Origin of the sequence: Cupriavidus sp. SS-3, from assembly GCF_035818815.1 — a bacterium.
Taxonomy (GTDB): domain Bacteria; phylum Pseudomonadota; class Gammaproteobacteria; order Burkholderiales; family Burkholderiaceae; genus Cupriavidus; species Cupriavidus taiwanensis_C.
This window is the reverse complement of record NZ_JAYLVT010000006.1, coordinates 174,484-192,594: the sequence shown is the minus strand read 5'-3', so window position 1 is coordinate 192,594 and position 18,111 is coordinate 174,484. Positions and strand designations below refer to the sequence as shown.

Here is an 18,111-nt window from a genome sequence, read left to right as displayed (position 1 = left end):
CAAAGCCGGTATTGTGCAATATCGCCAAACGCGAGGGCTGGGTGGGCCCCGGGCGCGCCGCCTACGGGCGTGACTTCTGGTAAGTGCCGATCAGTTCCGCCTTGGCCAGCACGTGGCTTTGCATCGATCGCTCCAGGGCGGCCTTGTCCGGCTTGCCGATGTCGGGCAGTGCCACATCCAGGGCATAGAGCTTGAAGACATAGCGGTGCCGGCCGACCGGCGGACACGGGCCGCCGTAGCCCGCGCGGTGCCAGTCGTTGAGCCCTTCGCGCGTGCCAGCCGGGAGCCCCGCCCTGGCGATGTCGGCGGGAAGCGCGGCGGTGTCGGCCGGCAGGTTGTAGAGCACCCAGTGGACCCAGGTCATCTTCGGCGCGGCCGGGTCGGGCGCGTCCGGGTCGTCGACGATCAGCGCCAGGCTTGCCGTGCCGGGCGGCAGGCCGCTCCAGGCCAGCGGCGGAGAGATATCGGCGCCCTCGCAGGTGTGCAGGGCCGGGATCGCGCCGCCCGGGGCAAATGCAGTCGATTGCAGCTGGAACGGCATACGGGCCTCCCTGGAGGCAATGCGCAATGGCTCCAACTTAGGCCGGATCGGTGCCGCGCGCAAGGCGCCGCGCTGCGATGGCGGCGGCTCGGCCTCGAGCAGCGCCTTGAGCCGGCGCACCGCTTCGGTGGACTCGGCCTGCAACTGGTCGCGCAGCATCAGGCGATTGATCAGCGCAAACAGCAACGTCGGCGAACGGTAGTGGAATTCGCGCTCGAAGCGCGTGCGTTCGGCCGCCGGCGTCAGCGAGGGGGGGATGGCGGGCGTCAGCCGGTAGGTGATGGTGCCGACGCGGCGCCCCGCGGCCACGCCCTCGATCGACCACGTGCGCGGCCGCTGGCTTTCGATCACCGTCCACACCACCACGCCGCCGCGCCGCGCCAGCATGAACGTTTCGGCGACGCGCTCGCCGCGCTCCAGCGGATGGTCGGTGGCGCCCGCCACGCCGAGCGAGGCCGGATGCCAGGCGGGCCAGTGCCGCGGGGTCGCGACAAAATCGAAGACCAGCGCCAGCGGGCGCGCGATCACTACCTCGTCATGGATGGCGGTGCGGTCCAGCCCCGGCAGCGGTGCCAGCAGCGCGCCCACCGTGGCCGCGGCGAAGACGAAACCCCAGAGCAGTTTCCTGTGTCGGACAAGCATGGCAGCGGGACCGGACGCAACCGGGACGCACCCGTGCATCCCTGGCGCATGGCGCGATGCTTACAGTGTAGTGACTGCCCGGCATCGCGCCAGTCCCGTGCGTGGCTCAGCGCGCCACCGGGGCGGCGGCGCCCTCGGCCGCAGGCGCCGCGGCCACGGATGCCGGCAGCGGTCCCCAGCCTCCGCCCAGGCGACGCACCAGCGAAACCGTGGCGGCCGCGCGCAGGCCGGCAACCTGGTTGGCCTCGCGCTGCGACTGCAGCACGGTGCGGTCGGCATCGATCACCGTCAGGTAGTCGACCGCGCCAGCATCGTAACGGCTGCGCGAGATGCGCGCCGCGCGCCTGGCGCCGCCGAGTGCGCTGTCCAGCGCGCCGGCCTGCTGGCTGAGCCAGCGCACGTCCGCGAGGCTGTCTTCCACCTCGCGGAAGGCCACCAGCACGGTCTGGCGGTAGCTCGCCACCGCTTCCTCGTGGGCGGCACGGGCGCCGGCCAGGTTGGCGCTGTTGCGGCCGCCGTCGAACACGGTCTGCGCGATGCTGGATCCGATCAGCGGGCCCAGCATCCAGGTGCGCGAGGACCACTTGAACAGGTTGGACAGGTCGGCCGATTCAAAGCCGAACAGCCCCGTCAGCGTGATGCGCGGAAAAAACGCGGCCTTGGCCACGCCGATGCGCGCGTTGGCCGCTGCCATCTGGCGCTCCGCCGCGGCGATGTCCGGGCGCCGCTCCAGCAGCTCGGACGGCAGCCCGGCGGGGACCGCCACCGGCGCGGCATCGAACGGCCTCGCCGGCAGCGAGAACGCCGCCGGCGGCACGCCGGTCAGCACCGCCAGGGCATGCTCCTGGTTGGCGCGACGGCGCTCGATGCCGGCCAGGTCGGCACGCGCGGTCCCAAGTTCCGCTTCGGCACGCGCCGGATCGAGGTCGGTGGTTTCCCCGGCGTCATAGCGCTTCTTCAGCAGCGACAGCGCATCCTCGCGCAGCTTGATGGTGGCGTTGAGCAGGTTGCGCTCGCTGTCCAGCGTGCGCAGCGCGAAATACGCCTGCGCCACGTCGGCCTGCAGTGCGAGTTGCACCGAGCGGTACAGGTCTTCCGCGGCTTGGCCGTCGGCGCGGGCAGCGTTGACGCTCGACGCGACGCGGCCGAACAAGTCCAGCTCATAGCTGGCAAAGGCACGCGCCTTCAGCACCGTTTGCGGCGGCACGCGGGTGCCGTCGGGCAGGCCCTGCGACGCCGCCGACGGCTGCGAGCGGGTGGGGTCCAGCCCCACGCTGAGCTGCGGGTAAAGGTCCGCCTCGGTGGCGCCGGTGAAGGCGCGCGCCTGCTTCAGGCGCGCCGCGGCGATGGCGAGATCCTGGTTGGATTCACCGGCGGCAGCGATCAGGCGGTCCAGTTCGGCGTCGCCGAAGATCTTCCACCATTCGCCGCGATGCAGGCCCTCGGCCGGCGTCGCGGTCTTCCATTGCGCGCCTTCGGCCTGGGCGGCCTCGGCTTCCTTGAAGGCCGGCACGGTGGCGGTCTCCGGCACCTTGTAGGTCGGCGCGAGCGAGCAGCCGGCCAGCACCAGCGCGGCGGCCAGCGTGGCGATTCGGGGCAGCTGCCTTGAGATCTGGGCAATCATGTTCATTCCTTGACTGTTCTGTGCTCTGGCGGGTCGGTCCCGTCCAGATGGCTCCCTTCGCCCAGTGGGAGAAGGGAGCAAGCATGCGTTATTCAGCCGAAGCCACGGCCTGGTGTTCGACCTGCGCCGGCTGCGCGCGGCGCTGGCCGCGCGTTGCCAGCAGCCGTAGCGCCACGTAGAACACCGGCGTCAGGAACAGCCCGAAGAAGGTCACGCCAAGCATGCCGGCGAACACCGCCACGCCCATCGCATGGCGCATCTCGGCGCCGGCACCGGTGGAGATCACCAGCGGCACCACGCCCATGATGAACGCGAACGACGTCATCAGGATCGGGCGCAGGCGCAGGCGGCTGGCCTCGATCGCGGCCTGCACCACGGTGCGGCCGTGGTGCTCCAGCTCGCGCGCAAACTCGACGATCAGGATCGCGTTCTTCGCTGACAAGCCGACCAGCACGATGAAGCCGATCTGCGTGAAGATGTTGTTGTCGCCCTGCGTCAGCCACACCCCGGTCATTGCCGCCAGCAGGCTCATCGGCACGATCAGGATCACCGCCAGCGGCAGCGTCAGGCTCTCGTACTGGGCAGCCAGCACCAGGAACACCAGCAGCACGCACAGCGGGAAGATCCAGATCCCCGCATTGCCCGCCAGGATGTCCTGGTAGGTCAGCTCGGTCCATTCGAACTTGATGCCCTTGGGCAGCGTTTCGGCGGCGATGCGCTCGGCGGCGGCCTGTGCCTGGCCCGACGAGAAGCCGGGCGCGGGCCCGCCGTTCATGTCGGCGGCGGTAAAGCCGTTGTAGCGCACCACGCTGTCCGGACCGAAGCCCTGCTTGACCTGCACCAGCGACGACAGCGGCACCATGTCGCCGGCGGCGTTGCGCGTCTTCAGCTGCAGGATGTCCTCGGCATGGGCGCGGAACGGTGCGTCGGCCTGCACCTTGACCTGGTAGGTCCGGCCGAACTTGTTGAAGTCATTGACGTACGCCGAGCCCAGGTAGGTCTGCAGCGTGTCGAACACATCCGTCACCGGCACGCCCAGCTGCTTGGCCTTGACGCGGTCCAGCCTGACGTCGAGCTGCGGCACGTTGACCTGGTAGTTGCTGAAGATGCCGCTCAGCTCGGGCGTGGCGCGCGCCTTGTTGGCGAATGCGTTGGTCGCTTCGAACAGCGCCTCATAGCCCAGCGCGGCACGGTCCTCGATCATCAGCTTGAAGCCGCCGATGGTGCCCAGGCCCTGTACGGGCGGCGGCGGGAACACCGCGATGAAGGCATCCTGGATCGCCGCGTACTTCTGGTTCAGCTCGGCCGCAATGGCCGCGCCACCCAGCTCGGCGCTCTTGCGGTCCTCGAACGGCTTGAGCGTGGCGAACACGATGCCGGCGCTGGGGCTGTTGGTGAAGCCGTTGATCGACAGGCCCGGGAAGGCCACCGCCGATTCCACGCCCGGATGCTTGAGCGCGATGTCGCTCATCTTGCGGATCACGTCTTCGGTGCGGTCCAGCGTGGCGCCGTCAGGCAGCTTGGCAAAGCCCACCAGGTACTGCTTGTCCTGCGCCGGCACGAAGCCCTTGGGCACCAGCTGGAACACACCCCAGGTCAGCGCCAGCATCACCGCGTACACGCCGAACACCGAGCCCTTGCGGCGGATCACGCCCTTCACGCCGCGACCGTAGCTCTCGGCGCTGCGGCCGAAGAACTTGTTGAAGCGCTTGAAGAAGCCGCCGAAGACGCGGTCCATCCAGCGCGACAGCCAGTCCTTGGGCGCGTCGTGGCTCTTGAGCAGCAGCGCCGACAGCGCCGGCGACAGCGTCAGCGAGTTGAACGCCGAGATGATGGTCGAGATCGAGATGGTCAGCGCGAACTGCTTGTAGAACTGGCCGGTCAGGCCGGTCATGAAGGCCAGCGGCACGAACACGGCGATCAGCGTCAGCGCGATGGCGATGATGGGGCCGCTGACCTCGCGCATGGCCTTGTAGGTGGCCTCCTTCGGCGTCAGCCCTTCCTCGATATTGCGCTCGACGTTCTCCACCACCACGATCGCGTCATCGACCACGATGCCGATCGCCAGCACCAGCCCGAACAGCGACAGCGCATTGATCGAAAAGCCGAACAGGTGCATCAGCCCGAAGGTACCGACGATCGACACCGGCACCGCCAGCAGCGGGATGATCGACGCGCGCCAGGTCTGCAGGAACAGGATCACCACCAGCACCACCAGCGCGATCGCCTCGAACAGCGTGTGCGTCACCGCCTCGATCGAGTGGCGCACGAACTGCGTGGGGTCATAGACGATGCTGTAGTCGATGCCGTCGGGGAAGTTCTGCTTCAGCTCTTCCATGGTCTTGCGCACGTCATCCGAGATCTGGATGGCGTTGGAACCAGGCGCCTGGAAGATGGGAATCGCCACCGCGGGCTTGTTGTCCAGCAGCGAGCGCAAGGCGTATTCCGACGCGCCCAGCTCGATCCGGGCGACGTCCTTCAGGTAGGTCACGGCGCCGTCGGCGGAGGTGCGCACGACGATATCGCCGAACTCTTCCACCGTGCTCAGGCGGCCCTGCGCATTGACCGACAGCTGCAGGTCCGCGCCCGGCAGCGACGGCGACTGGCCGATCACGCCGGCCGCCACCTGCACGTTCTGCTCGCGGATGGCCTTGATCACGTCGCCGGTGGCAAGCTGGCGCTCGGCCATCTTTTCCGGGTTGAGCCACACGCGCATGGCGTAGTCGCCCGAGCCGAACAGCTGCACCTGGCCCACGCCCTGCAGGCGCGCCAGCCGGTCCTTGACGTTGATCACCGCGTAATTGCGCAGGTAGGTCATGTCATAGCGGTCGTTGGGCGAGACCAGGTGGACCACCATGGTCAGGTCGGGCGAGCTCTTGACCGTGGTGATGCCAAGCCGCCGCACGTCTTCCGGCAGCCGCGGCTCGGCCTGCGAAACGCGGTTCTGCACCAGCTGCTGCGCCTTGTCGGGGTCGGTGCCCAGCTTGAAGGTCACGGTCAGCGTGAGCAGGCCGTCGCTGTTGGACTGCGAAGACATGTACAGCATGTCCTCGACGCCGTTGATCTGCTCTTCCAGCGGCGACGCCACGGTTTCGGCGATCACCTTGGGGTTGGCGCCCGGATACTGCGCGCGCACCACCACTGACGGCGGCACCACTTCCGGGTACTCCGAAATCGGCAGCTTGAACATCGAGATGGCACCGATCAGGAAGATCAGCACCGACAGCACCCCCGCGAAGATGGGGCGGTCGATAAAGAATTTCGAGAGATTCATGTTGGTCTCTGCTAAAAGCGCTCCCCTGGCGGCCCGCTTGTGGCGGGCACCATCAACTGCCTGGGGAGCGATGCAAAACTAGGGGCGCTGGCAACACGCCACATCAAGCAAGGCCGGCGGTTTTTGGATGCTCCAACGCCGCCCGGGCTTGTCTGGGCCTTGTACTTCCTCTCCCCTCACGGGGACGGGGAGCAAACCCTCAGCAAGCGTTCATGGCGCTCAACTCACCGGCTTCACGTCCGCATCGCCCTTCTCGCTCGCGGCCTGCTTGCGGTCAGGCGCCGCCGGGCGCGGCTCCAGTTCGCTGCGGTAGGCCATGGCCACCACCTTGGGCTGCACCGTGTCGCCCGGCCGCACGCGCTGCAAGCCATTGACCACGATGTTCTCGCCCGGCTTCAGCCCCTTGCGGACCACACGCAGGCCTTCATAGTTGGGCCCGAGTTCGACTTCGCGGTAGACCAGCTTGTTGGCCTTGTCGACCACCAGCACGAACTTCTTGCCCTGGTCGGTGCCGACCGACCGGTCGTTGACCAGCACCGCCGCATGCGGCGCGCCGCCGCCCATCTTGACCTTGGCGTACAGGCCCGGCAGCAGGCGGCCGTCGTCGTTGTCGAACACCGCGCGCACGCGGATGGTGCCGCTGCGCGTATCGAGCCGGTTGTCGACCGACTGGATCTTGCCCTGGTGCGGATGGCCGTCTTCGTTGGCCAGGCCGAGGTAGACCGGCAGGTTGGCCTGCCCGCCACCGGCGCCGGGAGCGGTGTAGCGCAGGTAGCTCTGCTCGTCGATCTCGAAGCTGGCGTAGATCGGCGACACCGACACCACCGTGGTCAGCGGCGGTGTCGCCGCGCCGGGGGCCACCAGGTTGCCCACCGTGATCTCGGCGCGCGACACGCGGCCGGACACCGGCGCGGTGATGCGGGTGTAGGCCAGGTTCAGGCGCGCGGTTTCCAGCTGCGCCTGGGCGGCGCGCACGTTGGCGCCGGTTTCGCGCGCGGCATGGATGCGCTCGTCGAACTCGCGCCGCGAGATGGCGTTGTCATCCAGCAGGCGCTGTGCGCGTTCGCCTTCGCTCTTGGCATGCGCCGCGCGCACCTGCGCCGCGGCCAGCGCGGCTTCGGCGCGGGCCACTTCCGCGGCATAAGGCCGCGGGTCGATGGTGAAGAGCGGATCGCCCTTCTTCACCAGCGCGCCTTCGCGGAAGTGCACGGCGTCGATGGTGCCGCCGACGCGCGGGCGGATTTCCACCCGGTCCACCGCTTCCAGGCGGCCGGAGAATTCATCCCACTCGGTGATGGTCTGCCCGACCACCGCGGCCACCTCGATGGCCGGTGCCGGCGGCGGCGTGTTGGCGTGGGCTTCGCCGCTGTGCCACGGGCGCAGGATCGAACCGGCCACGCCGGCACCGAGCACCACGACGATGGCGAGGGCAATCAGGGTACGTCGCTTCTGCTGCTGCATTTCTCAAACTCCTGGATCGGGTTTTCTTCAACCGGAAAAGCAAATGGCCGAACGCCGCCTGCCGGTCCGCGCGAGCGGATCGGAACCATGGTCAAACTGATGGTCGGACTTGGGACCGCGCGCATCACGGCGCGCGCTGCGGTCCTGGCTCTGGCCGAAACAGAGCCGGCTGGCGGTTGTCTGGAGCGGCTCAGCCGGCGGGCTTGGCTCCCGCCAGCGCAGCGTTCAGTCAAGGTGAGGTAGCGTCGGCCACGGCCAGACATCGCCGCAGGAACCGCGCCCCTTCGTCGACCCATGCCTGACAGCTGTCATGGGCCTCTTCCACGCCGTCGCCGCAGGCGCCGGGCATGATCATGGCTTGGGCCGGCACACCGGCCTTGCCCAGGCGCCCGGCGAAGGCTTCGCCTTCGGCACGCAGCGCGTCGTGTTCGGCCACCTGCACCAGCGTGGGCGGCAGCCCGGCCAGGCGCGAGGCCAGTGCCGGGGCCGCATACGGATGCACCGTATCGGCCGGCGTCGGCAGGTAATCGCGATAGTTGTCGGCCAGCCGGCGCAGCGTTTCCATCGGCACCGTACCGCCGCCAAAACCCGCGCAGGAGGCATGCTGCAGGCACGGGTCGGTCACCGGGCGGATCAGCCACTGGCCGCGCGGCTGGGCGGTGCCGCGGTCGCGCAGCATCTGCGCCAGCGCGATCGCCAGGTTGCCGCCGGCTTCCTCGCCCACCAGCGCGAAGCGGGTCTTGTCCACCTTCAGGCGCCGGGCATTGCGCAACACCCACTGCACGGTGCTGTGCGCATCCTCGGGCGCCGCCGGGAACGGGTGGTCGGGCGCCAGCGAATACGCCGGCGTAACCACCACCGCGGGCACCGTCGTGGCCAGGTCCTGCACCAGGTGGCAGGCATGCTCCAGGCCGCCGTCGACGAAGCCGCCGGCGTGCAGGTACACCAGCCAGGGCAGCAGTGCGGCGCTGTCGATGCCCGGTGCCGGGTAGCCCGGCGGATAGCACACCCGCACCAGGATCTCGCGGCCGTCGCTGGTCACCGTATGCTCGGCCACGCGCGCCTGTCCCGACCCGGCTGCCGTTGGGGCAGTGGCGGCGCTGGCGGCTGCGGAGCGTTGGCCTGGCTTCTGTGACATGGCATCGGCGCACGGCATAGACAATGCGCTTGAGTGTTGCGATGCAACGGATTATGGTGATTGACGAGGATGGGATAAAGCGAGAGATCGCCAATGCACTGTTCCGGGATTGGAATAATCGCAAACCGGCCTGTTATGCGTCTGAAAACCGAAATCCCCACGCATGACAAGGTCTTGGATTTTGTGATTCACTCCCGCTCTCGGCACGCGCGGCGGTTGGCCAGGCCGTTGCGCGCCCGGCCCGTGGGTGAACGCCCGCGGCGCCGTACGCCTGACTGAACCCATGCCGGCAGCGCGCCCAGCCAGCGCGCGTCCCGTACCAGCAACCGGCAGACTCCCCATCACAACAACAAGACAGGCCGCGTGCGCCACGAGCGCGGGCGGCGCGCCGTTCGGATCTATCGTCGGAACCTCATCATGGACCGTCTCGTATCAATGCAGGCATTCACCCGGGTCGTCGACGTCGGCAGCTTTGCGCGTGCCGCCGAGTCGATGGACCTGCCCAAGGCCACGCTGACCCGCCTGATCCAGAACCTGGAAACCCACCTCGGCGTGAAGCTGCTGCACCGGACCACGCGCCGCATCAGCGTGACCAACGATGGCGCCGCGTACTACGAACGGTGCGTGCGCATCCTGGCCGATGTCGAGGAGGCCGAGCAGTCGCTGACGCGCCAGAACAATTCGCCGCGCGGCACGCTGTCGGTCGACACCACCGCCGGGCTGGCGCAACTGGTGCTGGTACCGCACCTGCATGAATTCTTCCAGGCCTATCCGGACCTGAAGCTGGAACTGACCATCAACGGCAAGCCGATCGACCTGCTGCAGGAAGGCGTCGACGTGGTGCTGCGCGTCGGCGTGCCGCTGGACGAAGCCATGGTGGCCCGCCGCATCGGCCACGTGCAGCTGGCGTTCTACGCGTCGCCGATCTACCTGAGCCGCGCCGGCACCCCGCGTGACCTGGCCGAGCTGGCGCAGCACAAGGCGGTCAATTTCCTGTCCAACCGCACCGGCCGCGAGATGCCCTGGCCGCTGGCGCGCGGCATGGAGCGCAGCGAAGTGCTGCTGCCCTCCGCCATTTCCACCAACGACGCCGATGTCTACCTCGGCTGCGCGCTGGAAGGCCACGGCATCGCCCGCATCTCGCGCGCGATGGCCGAGCCCTATGTGGCCAGCGGCAGGCTGGTGGAAATCCTGGCCGACTGGCAGACCGATGAACTGCCGATCTCGGCGATGTATCCGCAGAACCGGCACCTGTCGGCCAAGGTGCGGGTGTTCGTAAACTGGGCTGCGGAGCTGTTCTCGCGCCATCCGCATTTTGGTGCGGCACAGCAGCCGCTGCCCGTGGCGGCCTGAATGGTTGCGTGGCCGACCTGCGTGACCAACCTGCGCTGGGGCGATCCGCCAGCGGCGCGTATGCCAGGCGGCATGTAGGACAAAACCGGAAATCCGTTCAGCGGCCGCCGACCTATACTGTTTCTTCCGAAATCACGACAAGAAGAGGATTCCGATGAAACAAGTGCTCCTCCCCCTGGCGGCGTGCATTGCCGCAACCCTGGCACTGGCCGGTTGCGCCGGCTCCGGCATGCCTTCGTCGTCCGCGGCCCAGCCGTCCGCCACCGGCGCCGCCAGCGGTGCCAGGGCTTCGGCCACGCTGCAGCCCAAGAGCGGCTCCAATACCGCCGGCACCGTCACCTTCCAGCAGCAACCCGGTGGCGTGATGATGACCGCCGCGATTACCGGGTTGCCGCCCAATTCGGTCCACGGCTTCCACGTCCACGAGAAAGGCGACTGCTCCGCGCCTGACGCGATGAGCGCGGGCGGGCATTTCAACCCGACTGGCAAGGCCCACGGGCAGATGACCATGCCGGACCACCATGCCGGCGACATGAACAACGTCACCGCCGATGCCAGCGGCAACGTGCGCGTCAGCATGCTGCTGCCGTCGCTGTCGGTAGGCACCGGCGCCAACAGCGTGATCGGCCGCGCGGTCGTGGTGCACAAGGATCCGGACGACTACAAGACGCAGCCCACCGGCAATGCCGGCGGCCGCATTGCCTGCGGCGTGGTGGCGGCGTCCTGAGCGCGCTGCGGTCAGCGGGCCTGGACCAGATGTGTCCGGGCTCGCCGGGCTGCCCGAATCGCGACGCCCGCGGCGCGGCATGGCAACATGGCGCCATCGCCGCAACACATAGGGCTCCGCAAAGGGGCCGTCCCGACGCCCAATGCCATTGCCGACCGACGCCGCATTCGTCCCCCACCGCCGCCTGGGCGCCGGTTCGCTGATGCTGTGCTGCGCCGCCCTGCTCGGCGGCTGCGCACTGCCGCCGCTGAATCCCCGCACCGAATCCTCTGCGCTGACGCCGGCCGAAGCCCAGGCCACGCGGCTGGGCCAGGCGCTGGCCGGCGAAGTGGCGCGCCACCCGGGGCTGAGCGGCATCCATCCGCTGCAGAACGCCTACGCCGCCTTTGCCGCGCGCGTGCAGCTGGCGCGCACCGCGCAGCGCACGCTTGACGTGCAGTACTACATCTGGCGCGACGACCTGACCGGCACGCTGCTGCTCGAGGCCCTGCACGAGGCCGCCGATCGCGGCGTGCGCGTGCGCCTGCTGCTCGATGACAACGGCATTGCCGGCATGGACGAACTGCTGGCCGCGATGGACGCGCACCCGCAGGTCGAAGTGCGCCTCTTCAACCCGTTCGTGATCCGCCACCCCAAGGCACTGAATTTCCTGACGGATTTCCGGCGCCTGAACCGGCGCATGCACAACAAGTCGTTCACCGCCGACGGCGTTGCCACCATCATCGGCGGGCGCAATGTCGGCGACGAATACTTTGGCGCCACCAACGACGTGCTGTTCGCCGACCTCGACGTGATTGCCGTCGGCCCCGCGGCCGGCGAGGTGGCGCAGGATTTCGACCGCTACTGGTCCAGCGCCTCGGCCTACCCGGTCGACCGTCTGCTGCCGCCGGTCAGCGTGGAACGGCTGCAGGCGCTGGCCGGGCACGCCCGCGAGGTCGAGCGCAATCCGGCGGCGACGGCCTACCTGGCCGCGGTGCGCGAACTGCCCGACGTGCAGCGGATGCTGGACGGCACGCTGCAATTCCAGTGGGCAAGCACCCGCATGGTCAGCGACAACCCCGCCAAGGCGCTGGGCGAAGCCTCGCGCCGCACGCTGGTGGCGCATCAGCTGCGCGAGATCCTGGGCGAGCCGCAGCGCGAGCTCGACCTGATCTCGCCCTACTTCGTGCCCTCGAGCGGCGGCACCTCTTTTTTCACCGACATGGCCAAGCGCGGCGTCGCGGTACGCGTGCTGACCAATGCGCTGGAGGCCACCGACGTGGCCGCCGTGCATTCGGGCTATGCCAAGCGGCGCAAGGCCCTGCTCGAGGCCGGCGTGGACCTGTACGAACTGCGGCGCGCGGCCGCGCCGCCCAAGAAGGAAGAGCGCGCCGGCCCCTTCGGCAGCTCGGGCTCCAGCTTGCACGCCAAGACCTTCGCGGTCGACGGCAGCCGGGTCTTCGTGGGTTCGTTCAACTTCGATCCGCGTTCGGCCATGCTCAACACCGAACTCGGCTTTATCATCGACAGCCCCGCGCTGGCGGGCCGGATCGAATCCACCTTCGCCAGCGTGGTCCCGCAAGCGGCCTATCAGGTCAGGCTGGACGAGACCGGCCAGCTGTACTGGCTGGAACGGCGCGGCGATGAAGTGATCCGCCACGATACCGAGCCCAACACCAGCTGGTGGCGCCGTCTCGGCATCTGGTTCCTGTCGATCCTGCCGATCGAGTCGATGCTGTAGGAGTGGCCGCCCGGGCCCGGCGGTCAGATCTGGTCGATCAGGCTGCGTACCACATCGGCCAGCCGGCCGGCGCGCTGGCGCCCCTTCTCGTCCAGCCCCATGCCGCTGCCGCCGGCCAGCGCCTTCAGGCCGAACAGTGCATCGCCCACGTCGCGCCAGGCCGGGAAATCGGCGTGGATCTTCTCCAGAGCGGCGGCCCCCGCGGCCACCTGGGCGGGCGCGGGCGTGTTGCCGGCCGCCAGGTCTTCCAGCGCCATGGCGGCGTCGACCAGGCCTTTGCGATTCATCTGCTGTCTCCCCGAAAGCTCTTTTGTCATGGCCGCCTGCATGGCGGCCATGACACTGTAGCAGGCCTGCTGCTGACCTTTGCCGGGATGGGGGAAAGTCCGGGGGCGGGCTCGGTAACGGCGGCTCAGTTGCGGCCGATATCCTGCAGAATCCGCGTCATCAGGTACAGGCGCGGCACGATCGAATCCAGTTCGATGTATTCGTCGCGCGCGTGGTAGCCGAAGCCTGCCAGGCCGAAGCTTTCCACCACCGCGGGCTTGCCCGAGCGGGCCGCGTAGCTGGCGTCGGTGGCGCCGCCGGTGCCTTCGGCCAGCGCCAGCGTGCGGCCGTCCAGCTCGGCATAGATTTCCTGCGCGCGCTTGGCCAGCGCGCGGCCGCGCGCGTCGGCCACGAACGGCGGGCGGCCCTCTTCCATCGTCACCGTGGTGTGGGTGTCGGGCACCAGCTGGCTGGACTTGACCTTGTCCTGCAGCGCCACCTTCAGTTTTTCCGCGGCACCGGCTGCCGTGGTGCGCACGTCGCCATAGGCCACGGCGCTTTCCGGGATCTGGTTGCGCACCGTGCCGGCCTGGGCCTGGGTCCAGTTCAGCTGCGAGCCCGGCACCAGGCTGGCCGCGTCACGCGTCTGCTGCAACTGGTGCGCCAGCTCGATCAGCGCATTGCGGCCGCGCTCGGGCGCGGCGCCGGCGTGGGAGGCGCGGCCCTTGACCTGCATGGTGGCGGTGGCGGTGCCCGAGGCGCCCAGCAGCAGCGCCTCGGCCTTGACCACGTCCTTGGCCGCGGTGGGCTCGCACGACAGCACCACGTCATGCTGCGCCGCCAGCGTGGCGATGGTTTCGGCCGAACCGACCGAGCCGACCTCCTCGTCCGGGTTGAACAGCACCGTGATCTGCGCGTAGTCGCGCCAGCCCTGCTGCTTCAGGATCTCGAGCGAATGCAGGATCACCGCGATGCCGCCCTTGTCGTCGGCGATGCCCGGGCCATAGAGCCGGTTGCCTTCCTCGCGGATCGGCTGCGTGGCGAGCGTGTTGTCGGGGTACACGGTGTCCAGGTGGGCAATCAGCATGACGCGGCGCTTGCCGGTGCCGGTCAAGGTGGCCTTGACCATGGTACCCGGGCCCTTGGTCACGGGCAGCCGCTCCACCTTTGCGCCCAGCGCCTGCAGGCGCTTCTCGGTATAGCTGGCCATCTGCGCCAGCCCCTTGGCATTGGCGCTGCCGGATTCGATCGACACCATCTCCTTGAGCGACTGCACGACCCTGGGCTGCGCGGCCTGCGCTGCGGACAGCAGCGCGGCATCGGGCTGCGCGGCAATGGCCGGCGTGCCGGCCCCGGCAAGCGTCAGGGCAGCGGCAATGGCAACGTGGCGAACGGAAAACGGCATGGAATCTCCTCGGTGTGGTGTTGTTGGCGGTGCCGCGATCATGGCCGTTCGCCGCGGCACAACGGCACGATGCTAGTCCTTGCCAGCCACTATGGGGAGGTTCAATATCGCCAATCCGGATGCCGATCCCGCCACGGCGTTCGGCATCCGGCCCATCTTCAACCATTCGAACGCCTCGAGGCATGCCAGCCCCCACCGCCGCCATCGCGCCCTCGTCACAGAACGTCCCGCTCCACGTGCGCCTGCTTTGGCTGCCGCAAGCCATGCCCGGCAGCCTGTTCACCACGCTCGACGTGCTGCGCACGGTGGCCGGCGTGGCCAGCCTGCAGCGCCCCGGCACCGCGCCGACGCTGAGCTGGCAACTGTGCCGCGCCAACGGGCGCACACTGGCCACCGAGCTACCGGGATTGGTATCGTCGACGCGGCGCGCACGCGTGCCGGGCAGCCGCACGCTGCTGGTCATTCCCGCGCTGCTGGCCAGCAATGCGCCGCAGCTGGGCGAACTGGTGCTGCGCGATGCCGCGGCGCTGCGGCTGGTGGAGCGCCATGCGCGCGCCGGCGGCTGGATTGCCGCGTGCGCGTCGGGGATGGTGCTGCCGCTGCAGCTGGGACTGCTGGATGGCGCGAGCGTGGGGGCGCCGTGGATGTTCCAGAGCTGGATGGCGCGCCAGTACCCGCATTGCGATCTGACCAGCGACGCGGCCATGAGCGTGCACGGGCACGTGTTTTCGTGCGTGGCGCCCGCGCTGCAGGTGGAATTCATGCTGCGCGTGCTGGGCCACCTGCACGACCCTGACCTGGCGCAGGCGGCGTCGCGGCTGATGCTGTTCCAGCCCGAGCGCCAGCGCAGCGTGCCGGCGCTGGTGTCGCAACGCTGGCTCGGCCGCACCGCCGACAGCCCGGTCTACCGCGCCATCCTATGGCTGCGCGACCATGTGTCCGAGCCCTACCGGCTGGCCGCGGTAGCGCAGGCGGCGGCGGTCAGCGAACGCACGCTGCTGCGGCATTTCCGCCAGGTCACCGGCATGACGCCGCTGGACTACCTGCACACGCTGCGCGTGGAGCGTGCCCGCATGTTGCTGGAGGTCACGCTGCACGGCACCCATGCCATTGCCGAGGCCTGCGGCTACAGCGACGCCGCGGCGTTCCGCCGGCTGTTCCAGCGTGCCGCCGGCATGTCGATGTCGGATTACCGCGCCCGTTTTGCGCTGCGGGCGCGGCGGCGCTACTGGCGCATGGAAGACACTGCCGCGCAGCGTGGCGCCCAGCGATAGCCGCTCGCTTGCTGCGCTCAGGGACGCAGCGAGATGTGGTTGACCACGTCCTCCACGCCCTGCACGTACCAGGCATCGCGCTCGGCCTGGCGGCGCGTGCGCTCGTTGCTGACGCAGCCCTCGAGCGTGACCACGCGGTCCTGCGTATGCGCGCTGACCTGGGCGGCATCGACGAAGGGGTCGGTCTCGAGCACCAGCATCAGCGCCTCGGTGATTTCATCGTCACGGTCGGCCTCGGCGGGCGCCACCACCAGTTCATTGACCACGCAGCGGCAGCCGCGCGACCACCACGCCAGCACGCCGGCCAGGCGCATGTGCGACAGGCTGATCACCTGCCCCCACAGCGTCACCACGCCGTCCTGCACCGCGACCTCGATCCAGCCGTTGCGTTCGTTCACCGGTTCGCGCATGGCCTCGGGCTTGCCCTTGACGCGCGCGCAAATCTTGCAATTGTGGAATTCGACGGCATTGAGCAGGCGCTCGCATACGGCATCGCGCAGCTCGCCGTCGCCAACCGGTGCGCCGCCGTTGGCCACGCGCAGGTGGTCGATCACGCTGGTGACGCCGTCCACGCGCCGCAGCGTCGCCGCGGCCCGGGTCTTGTCGACGATATCGGCCACCTCGCCTTCGAGGATCAGCGCCCCGTCCGAGAGCCGCAACTGGATGGTGGGATGGAGGACATGGCCCTGATAAGGCACATGGGCCAGGGCTGCGCGCGCCTGCGTCAGCACCGCTTCGCTACTCTGCATGTTGTCGCCTCGCCGGTTGGTCTGGAGATGGAAGGATGCGCGCCCCTGCCAGCAGGCGCGCGGGAGCGGCGCCGCGGCCTCCTTCACCCCCGGGACCCGGCAACCGCTTCCTCATTATAGGAAGCGGTGCGCCGCTGGCCCTGCCGCCACCGGCGCGCCCGCCGTGCCGGCAGGTCTCAGGCGCCGGCCGCCGCGCGCGCGCGGGCGACTTCCTGGTTGCGCAGGATAAAGCGCTGGACCTTGCCGCTGGGGGTCTTGGGCAGTTCGGCGACGAACTCGACCTCGCGCGGGTAGGCATGGGCGGCCAGGCGCTGGCGCACGTGCAGGCGCAGCGTTTCGGCCAACTCGGGCGACCCCTGGTGGTGCGGGTCCAGCACCACGAAGGCCTTGATCAGCTCGGTGCGCTCGGGGTCGGGCTTGCCGATCACCGCGGCCTCGACCACCGCCGGGTGCTCGATCAGCGCGCTTTCCACGTCGAACGGCCCCACCCGGTAGCCGGAGGTGGTGATGACGTCGTCGGCGCGGCCGATAAAGCTGATGCTGCCGTCGTCGTTGAGCTCGGCGGAATCGCCGGTCAGGTAGTAGTCGCCGGCAAAGGCGCCGGTGGGCGTGCCGTGGTAGCCGCCGAACCAGCACATCGGCGAGCGCTTCAGGTCCAGCGCCAGCGTGCCCGGCTGGCCGGCCGGCAGTTCGCGCAGCGCGTCGTCGACCACCACCACGCGGTGCCCGGGGCTGGCAAAGCCGGCCGCGCCCATGCGCACCGGATGGGCCAGGGCGTGGTGGTTGCACAGCACCATGCCCAGCTCGGTCTGGCCATAGTGGTCGTGGATGGTGACGCCCAGCTCGCTGGCGAACCAGCGGATCACTTCCGGGTTGAGCGGCTCGCCGGCGCTGCTGACGGCGCGCAGCTGCCCGCGCAGCGGGCCGGACACGGCCTCGCCCGCCGCGATCAGCAGCCGGTAGGCCGTGGGCGAGCCGGCCAGGTTGGTGACGCCGTATTTGCGGATCACGCGGCAGGTGCTGTCGACCGTGAACGGGCCGTCGTAGAACGTGGTGGCATGGCCCAGCGACAGCGGGCCGGTGACGGCGTAGTACAGGCCGTAGGCCCAGCCCGGATCGGCCAGGTTCCAGAACGCGTCGTCGTCGCGCAGGTCGACCGCATCGCGCATATAGCCGGCAAACGCCGCAATGGCCTTGAGCGGCACCAGCAGCGGCTTGGCCGGGCCGGTGGTGCCGGAGGTGAACATCATCAGGAAGGGGTCGTCGCCGCGCCGCATCACCGGTGCGAACGATGCCGGCTGGCGTGCCAGTTCGGCCCAGAAGCTGAAGTCGCCCGCGCTCAGAGCGTGTTGCTCCGCGCTCCCTTGGGTGCCGGTCACCGTGACGATGGCGGGACAGCCGCCCACCTCGTCCAGCTTGGGCCGGTTGGCCGTATCGGTGACCACCACCTTTGCCCCCGACGCATTGAGCCGGTGTTCGATGGCCTTGGGCCCAAAGGCGGTAAACAGCGGCTGGTACACGGCCCCGGCGCGCCACGTGCCGAGGATTGTCACCAGCAGTTCCGCGTTGCGCGGCAGCAGGCCCGCGACGCGGTCGCCCGGCTGCACGCCCTGCGCCGTGAGGAAGCCAGCGAACTGTGCCGACAGCGCCTGCAGCTCGGCGAAGGTCCAACTGCGCGCGTCCCCGTTGCGCCCTTCCCAGTTCAGCGCAATGCGGCCGGGCTGTGCGTGCCGGTCGCAGCATTCGACGCAGGCGTTCATTGCCGCCAGGCTGCCGTGCAGTTGCCGGGCCACGGCGTCGTCATAGGAAAATCCGTCGAAAGCTTGGGCGTAGTCGCGCATTGGGTCTCCTGGATCCGGCTTGTGCCTTGTAGTCGGTGGCCGTGCGCGTTGGCCGCGCCACGGCTGCCGCAAGAGTGTGCGCTACGGCCCGCCGA

The 18,111-nt window shown here is 69.2% G+C and carries 13 protein-coding genes; 4 read left to right on the top strand and 9 right to left on the bottom strand.

From position 1 onward, the window contains the following. Window positions 1–61 precede the first annotated feature (61 nt). The 5 genes from U9J39_RS29450 to U9J39_RS12015 all read right to left on the bottom strand — a co-directional run bounded on the left by U9J39_RS29450 (window position 62) and on the right by U9J39_RS12015 (window position 8,680). Entirely contained in the window at window positions 62–1,183 is a 1,122-nt protein-coding gene (locus U9J39_RS29450; RefSeq protein ID WP_115713440.1) for a YbhB/YbcL family Raf kinase inhibitor-like protein, read from the bottom strand. Between the two features lie 106 nt (window positions 1,184–1,289). Further along, window positions 1,290–2,807, bottom strand: coding sequence for an efflux transporter outer membrane subunit (locus U9J39_RS12030; RefSeq protein WP_172581831.1), 1,518 nt, complete (start codon window positions 2,805–2,807; stop codon window positions 1,290–1,292). 88 nt (window positions 2,808–2,895) lie between these two features. Further along, window positions 2,896–6,081, bottom strand: coding sequence for an efflux RND transporter permease subunit (locus U9J39_RS12025; RefSeq protein ID WP_115713441.1), 3,186 nt, complete (start codon window positions 6,079–6,081; stop codon window positions 2,896–2,898). A 219-nt stretch (window positions 6,082–6,300) separates the two neighbouring features. Continuing rightward, entirely contained in the window at window positions 6,301–7,542 is a 1,242-nt protein-coding gene (locus U9J39_RS12020) for an efflux RND transporter periplasmic adaptor subunit (RefSeq protein ID WP_115683149.1), read from the bottom strand. 229 nt (window positions 7,543–7,771) lie between these two features. Continuing rightward, window positions 7,772–8,680, bottom strand: a complete 909-nt coding sequence (locus tag U9J39_RS12015; RefSeq protein ID WP_115714255.1) for an alpha/beta hydrolase — start codon at window positions 8,678–8,680, stop codon at window positions 7,772–7,774. Window positions 8,681–9,097: 417 nt separating this feature from the next. On the opposite strand from U9J39_RS12015, the gene U9J39_RS12010 reads away from it, so the two are divergent. The 3 genes from U9J39_RS12010 (at window position 9,098) to U9J39_RS12000 (ending at window position 12,480) form a co-directional block, all read left to right on the top strand. Then, entirely contained in the window at window positions 9,098–10,033 is a 936-nt protein-coding gene (locus U9J39_RS12010; protein WP_326347127.1) for a LysR family transcriptional regulator, read from the top strand. Between the two features lie 154 nt (window positions 10,034–10,187). Further along, window positions 10,188–10,760: a superoxide dismutase family protein gene (locus U9J39_RS12005; RefSeq protein WP_115713443.1), complete on the top strand. Its 573-nt coding sequence runs from the start codon at window positions 10,188–10,190 to the stop codon at window positions 10,758–10,760. Window positions 10,761–10,902: 142 nt separating this feature from the next. Then, window positions 10,903–12,480, top strand: coding sequence for a phospholipase D family protein (locus U9J39_RS12000; protein ID WP_116314287.1), 1,578 nt, complete (start codon window positions 10,903–10,905; stop codon window positions 12,478–12,480). Window positions 12,481–12,503: 23 nt separating this feature from the next. Here U9J39_RS12000 and U9J39_RS11995 read toward each other — a convergent pair whose 3' ends face one another. Continuing rightward, on the bottom strand, window positions 12,504–12,767 hold the full coding sequence (locus tag U9J39_RS11995) for a hypothetical protein (protein ID WP_115713445.1): 264 nt from the start codon (window positions 12,765–12,767) through the stop codon (window positions 12,504–12,506). Window positions 12,768–12,892: 125 nt separating this feature from the next. Further along, window positions 12,893–14,152 carry a M20/M25/M40 family metallo-hydrolase gene (locus tag U9J39_RS11990; protein ID WP_115713446.1) on the bottom strand — a complete coding sequence of 420 codons (1,260 nt, stop codon included), beginning with the start codon at window positions 14,150–14,152 and terminating at the stop codon, window positions 12,893–12,895. Window positions 14,153–14,334: 182 nt separating this feature from the next. Between U9J39_RS11990 and U9J39_RS11985 the strand changes: the two genes are divergently transcribed. Further along, complete coding sequence (locus tag U9J39_RS11985) at window positions 14,335–15,426, top strand: GlxA family transcriptional regulator (RefSeq protein WP_326347126.1); 1,092 nt, start codon at window positions 14,335–14,337, stop codon at window positions 15,424–15,426. Between the two features lie 17 nt (window positions 15,427–15,443). Here the strand turns inward: U9J39_RS11985 and U9J39_RS11980 are convergent, their stop codons facing one another. Both U9J39_RS11980 and U9J39_RS11975 read right to left on the bottom strand, forming a co-directional pair. Further along, window positions 15,444–16,175 (bottom strand): BON domain-containing protein, encoded by a 732-nt coding sequence (locus tag U9J39_RS11980; RefSeq protein WP_115683156.1) that lies wholly within the window; start codon window positions 16,173–16,175, stop codon window positions 15,444–15,446. A 176-nt stretch (window positions 16,176–16,351) separates the two neighbouring features. Beyond that, window positions 16,352–18,016: an AMP-binding protein gene (locus tag U9J39_RS11975; protein ID WP_326347125.1), complete on the bottom strand. Its 1,665-nt coding sequence runs from the start codon at window positions 18,014–18,016 to the stop codon at window positions 16,352–16,354. Window positions 18,017–18,111: the final 95 nt, after the last annotated feature.

Bases quoted from the DNA above. Each gene is read 5' to 3' on its own strand.
- U9J39_RS29450 (WP_115713440.1), bottom strand. From the start codon at position 1,183: ATGCTTGTCCGACACAGGAAACTGCTCTGGGGTTTCGTCTTCGCCGCG.
- U9J39_RS12030 (WP_172581831.1), bottom strand. From the start codon at position 2,807: ATGATTGCCCAGATCTCAAGGCAGCTGCCCCGAATCGCCACGCTGGCC.
- U9J39_RS12025 (WP_115713441.1), bottom strand. From the start codon at position 6,081: ATGAATCTCTCGAAATTCTTTATCGACCGCCCCATCTTCGCGGGGGTG.
- U9J39_RS12020 (WP_115683149.1), bottom strand. From the start codon at position 7,542: ATGCAGCAGCAGAAGCGACGTACCCTGATTGCCCTCGCCATCGTCGTG.
- U9J39_RS12015 (WP_115714255.1), bottom strand. From the start codon at position 8,680: ATGTCACAGAAGCCAGGCCAACGCTCCGCAGCCGCCAGCGCCGCCACT.
- U9J39_RS12010 (WP_326347127.1), top strand. From the start codon at position 9,098: ATGGACCGTCTCGTATCAATGCAGGCATTCACCCGGGTCGTCGACGTC.
- U9J39_RS12005 (WP_115713443.1), top strand. From the start codon at position 10,188: ATGAAACAAGTGCTCCTCCCCCTGGCGGCGTGCATTGCCGCAACCCTG.
- U9J39_RS12000 (WP_116314287.1), top strand. From the start codon at position 10,903: ATGCCATTGCCGACCGACGCCGCATTCGTCCCCCACCGCCGCCTGGGC.
- U9J39_RS11995 (WP_115713445.1), bottom strand. From the start codon at position 12,767: ATGAATCGCAAAGGCCTGGTCGACGCCGCCATGGCGCTGGAAGACCTG.
- U9J39_RS11990 (WP_115713446.1), bottom strand. From the start codon at position 14,152: ATGCCGTTTTCCGTTCGCCACGTTGCCATTGCCGCTGCCCTGACGCTT.
- U9J39_RS11985 (WP_326347126.1), top strand. From the start codon at position 14,335: ATGCCAGCCCCCACCGCCGCCATCGCGCCCTCGTCACAGAACGTCCCG.
- U9J39_RS11980 (WP_115683156.1), bottom strand. From the start codon at position 16,175: ATGCAGAGTAGCGAAGCGGTGCTGACGCAGGCGCGCGCAGCCCTGGCC.
- U9J39_RS11975 (WP_326347125.1), bottom strand. From the start codon at position 18,016: ATGCGCGACTACGCCCAAGCTTTCGACGGATTTTCCTATGACGACGCC.